We start from the raw sequence: 4768 nt of genomic DNA on the forward strand, positions 1-4768 counted from the left end.
CGGTGGTCGGTGCCTCGGTCGCGCCGGAGGCGGACGTGGTGGAGCCCGCGGTGGTGCCGTGGGTGCTGTCCGGCAAGTCGCCGGAGGCGCTGCGCAGCCAGGCGGCGAAGCTGCTCGCCTCGGTCGAGGCACACCTCGACCGCCCGCTCGTGGACGTCGGTTCCTCCCTCGTCACCGACCGGTCGCTGTTCGAGCACCGCGCGGTCGTCCTCGCCACCGACGTGGACACCGCGGCCCGCGCCCTGGCGGCCCTCGCTGTGGGCGAGCCCGACCCCGCGGCCGTCTCGGACCCGGCCCGCACCGGTCGCTCGGCGGCGTTGTTCTCGGGTCAGGGTTCGCAGCGGCTCGGGATGGGTCGTGAGCTGTATGGCCGTTTCCCGGTGTTCGCGGAGGCTCTGGACGCTGTTCTCGCTGTCCTGGACGGTGAGTTGGAGGGCTCGCTGCGGGAGGTGATGTGGGGTGAGGACGCCGGTCTGCTGAATGAGACCGGGTGGACTCAGCCCGCCCTGTTCGCGGTTGAGGTGGCGTTGTACCGGCTGGTGGAGTCGTGGGGTGTGCGGCCGGAGTTCGTGGCCGGTCACTCCATAGGTGAGATAGCCGCAGCGCATGTGGCCGGGGTGTTCTCGCTGGAGGACGCCGCTCGTCTGGTGGCTGCTCGTGGTCGTCTGATGCAGGCGCTGCCGGCCGGTGGTGCGATGGTGGCTGTCCAGGCCACCGAGGACGAGGTCATCCCGCACCTCACCGACGAGGTGGCGGTCGCCGCCGTCAACGGGTCGACCTCAGTGGTCGTCTCGGGTGAGGAAGGTGCCGTACTGGAGGTCGCGGCGCGGTTCGAGGCGGAGGGCCGCAAGGCCACGACGCTTCGGGTGTCGCACGCGTTCCACTCACCGCTGATGGACCCGATGCTGGACGAGTTCCGCACGGTCGCCGAGACGCTGTCGTACGCCGCCCCGGTGATCCCGGTGGTGTCGAACCTGACCGGTTCCCTGGCCACGGCTGAGGAGTTGTGCTCGCCCGAGTACTGGGTGCGTCATGTCCGTGAGGCGGTCCGCTTCGCCGACGGGGTGAGCGCGCTCGAGGAGCAGGGTGTGACCACGTTCCTGGAGCTGGGCCCGGACGGGGTCCTCTCCGCGATGGCGCAGGAGTCGCTGACCGGCGACGAGACCGTCACCATTCCGGTCCTGCGCAAGGACCGCGACGAGGAGGCCACCGCGGTCGCCGCGCTCGCCCGCCTGCACACCGGCGGACTGCGGATCGACTGGTCCGCCCTGTTCGCCGGTACCGGCGCGGGCCGCGCGGAGTTGCCGACGTACGCCTTCCAGCACCAGTGGTTCTGGCCCGCGGCCCCGCTCGGCGGCGGCGACGTCCGCGCCGCCGGTCTCGGCTCCGCCGAGCACCCGCTGCTCGGCGCCGCAGTCGAACTCGCGGCGGGCGAGGGCGTGCTGTTCACCGGCCGCCTCGCACTGCACTCCCACCCCTGGCTGGCCGACCACGCCGTCAACGGCACCGTCCTGCTGCCGGGCACGGCCCTGCTGGAGATGGTGATCCGCGCCGGCGACGAGGTCGGCAGCGACCGGGTCGAGGAACTGACCATCACCGCGCCGCTGGTCCTGCCCGAGCGGGGCGCCGTCCAGGTTCAGGTCGCCGTCGAGGCGCCCGACGCCGCCGGCCGCCGCGTCGTGGGCGTGTACGCACGTCCCGAGGGCACCGGCGACACCGCCTGGTCGCAGCACGCCGCCGGTTTGCTGGCTCCCGCCGGCAGCGGTCCGGCCCCCGCCGCCCTCGACACCACCGTGTGGCCGCCCGAGGGCGTCGAGGCCGTCGACGCCGACGGGTGCTACGAGGAGTTCGCCGAGGCCGGATTCGCGTACGGACCCCTCTTCCAGGGGCTGCGCGCGGCCTGGCGCCGCGGCGACGAGGTGTTCGCCGAGGTGGCTCTGCCGGAGGGCACCGAGAACACGGCCGCCGGCTTCGGCCTGCACCCGGCCCTGTTCGACTCGGCGCTGCACGCGCTGCTGCTGACCCCGGCCGCCGACGGCGGCACGGCCGGACTGCCGTTCTCCTGGACGGACGTCTCGCTGCACGCCTCCGGTGCCACCGTGCTCCGCGTCCGGCTGACTCCGACCGGCGACCGGACGCTGTCCGTCAGCGCCGTGGACCCGTACGGCACGCCGGTCGTCTCGGTGGGCTCCCTGGCCACCCGGAGCGTCACCGGACTCGACACCACGGGAACCGACACGCTGCTGCGTGACGCGCTCTTCGGCGTCGAGTGGACCCCCGCCCAGGGATCCGAGGCGGCCCCCGCGGCCGTCGCGCTCCTGGGCACGGACGGCGACCCGCTCGGGCTCGCCGCCGCGCTCACCGGCACCGGCACGACCGTGCGGACATACCCGGACGTCGCCGCCCTGGTGGCCGAGACGGTCGCCGCGGACCGGCCCGCGCCGGACGTGGTCGTCCTCGGCGTCGCCTCGCGCGACGACGAGGCCGCCTCCGAGGCGGCGCACCGGCTCACCGCCGGTGTGCTGGACACCGTCCAGAGCCGGTTGTCCGACGACCGGCTCGCCGACGCCCGCCTCGTCCTCGTGACGCGTGGCGTGGCCGACACCCAGGACGTCGGCGCCGCGGCCGTCCACGGTCTGGTCCGTTCGGCCCAGACCGAGAACCCCGGCGCCCTCGGCCTCGTCGACCTGGACGGCACCCCCGAGTCCGCCGCCGCCCTCGCCGCGGCGCTCGGCTCCGTCGAACCGCAGCTCGCGCTGCGCGCCGGCCGGCCGCACGCCGCCCGGCTCGCCCGGCTGGCCCGTCCCGCCGACACCGCCGAGCCCAACGCGTGGCAGGCCGACGGCACGGTCCTGATCACCGGCGGCACCGGCGGCCTCGGCGCCCAGTTCGCCCGGCACCTCGTCGACGCCTACGGGGTCCGCAACCTGCTGCTGGTCAGCAGGCGCGGCGGTGAGGCCCCCGGCACCACGGAACTCGTCGCCGAACTCATCGCGCACGGCGCCGATGTGACGGTCCAGGCCTGCGATGTCGCCGACCCGGAGGCCGTGGCCGCCTTGGTCGCCGGGATCCCGGCGGAGCACCCGCTCACCGCGGTCGTGCACACGGCGGGCGTCCTCGACGACGGTGTCGTCGGCTCCCTCACCGGTGAGCGGCTCGCCCGGGTGCTGCGCCCGAAGGCGGACGCGGCCTGGAACCTGCACGAGGCCACCCGCGGTCTGGACCTGGACGCGTTCGTCGTGTTCTCGTCCGTGGCGGGCGTCCTCGGCGGCGCCGGGCAGGCCAACTACGCGGCCGGCAACGCCTTCCTGGACGCGCTCATGGAGCACCGCCGTGCGGCCGGCCTGCCGGGTCTGTCGCTGGCCTGGGGCCCCTGGAACCAGGCGGGCGGCATGACCGGAACCCTCTCGGACGCCGAGGCCGAACGGCTGACGCGTGCCGGGATGCCGCCCATCGCGGCCGAGCAGGGCTTCGCCCTCTTCGACGCGGCGCTCGCGGCCGGTGCCGAGGACACCACCGGCACCGCCCTGGTCGTCCCGGTCCGGCTCGACCTGGCGGCGCTCGCCGCGCAGGGCGAGGTGCCCGCGGTACTCCGCGGTCTCGTCCGGACCCGCACCCGGCGCACGGTAGCGGGCGGAACCGTCACCGCCGACGGGCTCGTGGCACGCCTGACCGCGCTCACGGCCGACGGACGCCGAGAGGCGCTCCTCGACCTGGTCCGCACCCAGGCCGCCCTGGTCCTCGGCCACGCCGACGCCGCGTCGGTGGACGCCGAGGCCCAGTTCCGGGACGCCGGATTCGACTCGCTCACCGCGGTCGAGCTCCGCAACCGGCTGAGCGCGGCCACCGGACTGCGCCTGACCGCGACGCTGGTCTTCGACTACCCGAACACGGTCACGCTCGCGAACCATCTGCATGACGAACTCTTCGGCGCCGAGACCGAGTCGGCGCTCCCGGTGAGGCTGCTGCCGTCCACGACCGACGACCCGATCGTCATCGTCGGCATGGCCTGCCGCTACCCGGGCGACGTCGCCTCGCCCGAGGACCTGTGGCGACTGGTCCTCGACGGCACGGACGCCATCACGGAGTTCCCGGCCAACCGCGGCTGGGACATCGAGTCGGTCTACGACCCGGACCCCGAGCACCTCGGCACGTCGTACACGCGTTCCGGTGGATTCCTGCACGAGGCGGGGGAGTTCGACGCCGACTTCTTCGGGCTGAGCCCGCGTGAGGCGCTGGCGACGGACTCGCAGCAGCGCCTGCTGCTCGAGGCGTCGTGGGAGGCGATCGAGCGGGCCGGCATCGACCCGGTCGGCCTGCGCGGCAGTGCGACCGGCGTGTTCGCCGGCGTCATGTACAGCGACTACGGCTCCATCCTCGGTGGCAAGGAGTTCGAGGGCCTCCAGGGCCAGGGCAGCGCGGGCAGCGTGGCCTCCGGCCGGGTCTCGTACACCTTCGGCTTCGAGGGCCCGGCGGTCACCGTCGACACCGCGTGCTCGTCGTCGCTGGTGGCGACGCACCTCGCGGCGCAGGCGCTGCGGGCCGGCGAGTGCTCTCTCGCCCTGGCCGGCGGTGTGACGGTCATCTCCACCCCGGGCACCTTCATCGAGTTCTCCCGTCAGCGGGGTCTGTCGCCCGACGGGCGGTGCAAGGCGTTCTCGGACTCCGCCGATGGTGTCGGCTGGTCCGAGGGTGTCGGCATGCTGGTCCTCGAGCGGCAGTCGGACGCGATCCGCAACGGTCACGAGATCCTCGCGGTCGTCCGTGG

General features: G+C 74.2%; 1 protein-coding gene. It reads left to right on the forward strand.

Going from position 1 to position 4768, the window contains the following annotated elements; all coding sequences use genetic code 11:
- On the forward strand, positions 1 to 4768 hold a 4768-nt coding region (locus tag ACIOWN_RS34370), incomplete at both ends, for an SDR family NAD(P)-dependent oxidoreductase (RefSeq protein ID WP_401984462.1).

This window comes from Streptomyces sp. NPDC087787 (genome assembly GCF_044743035.1).
GTDB lineage: Bacteria > Actinomycetota > Actinomycetes > Streptomycetales > Streptomycetaceae > Streptomyces.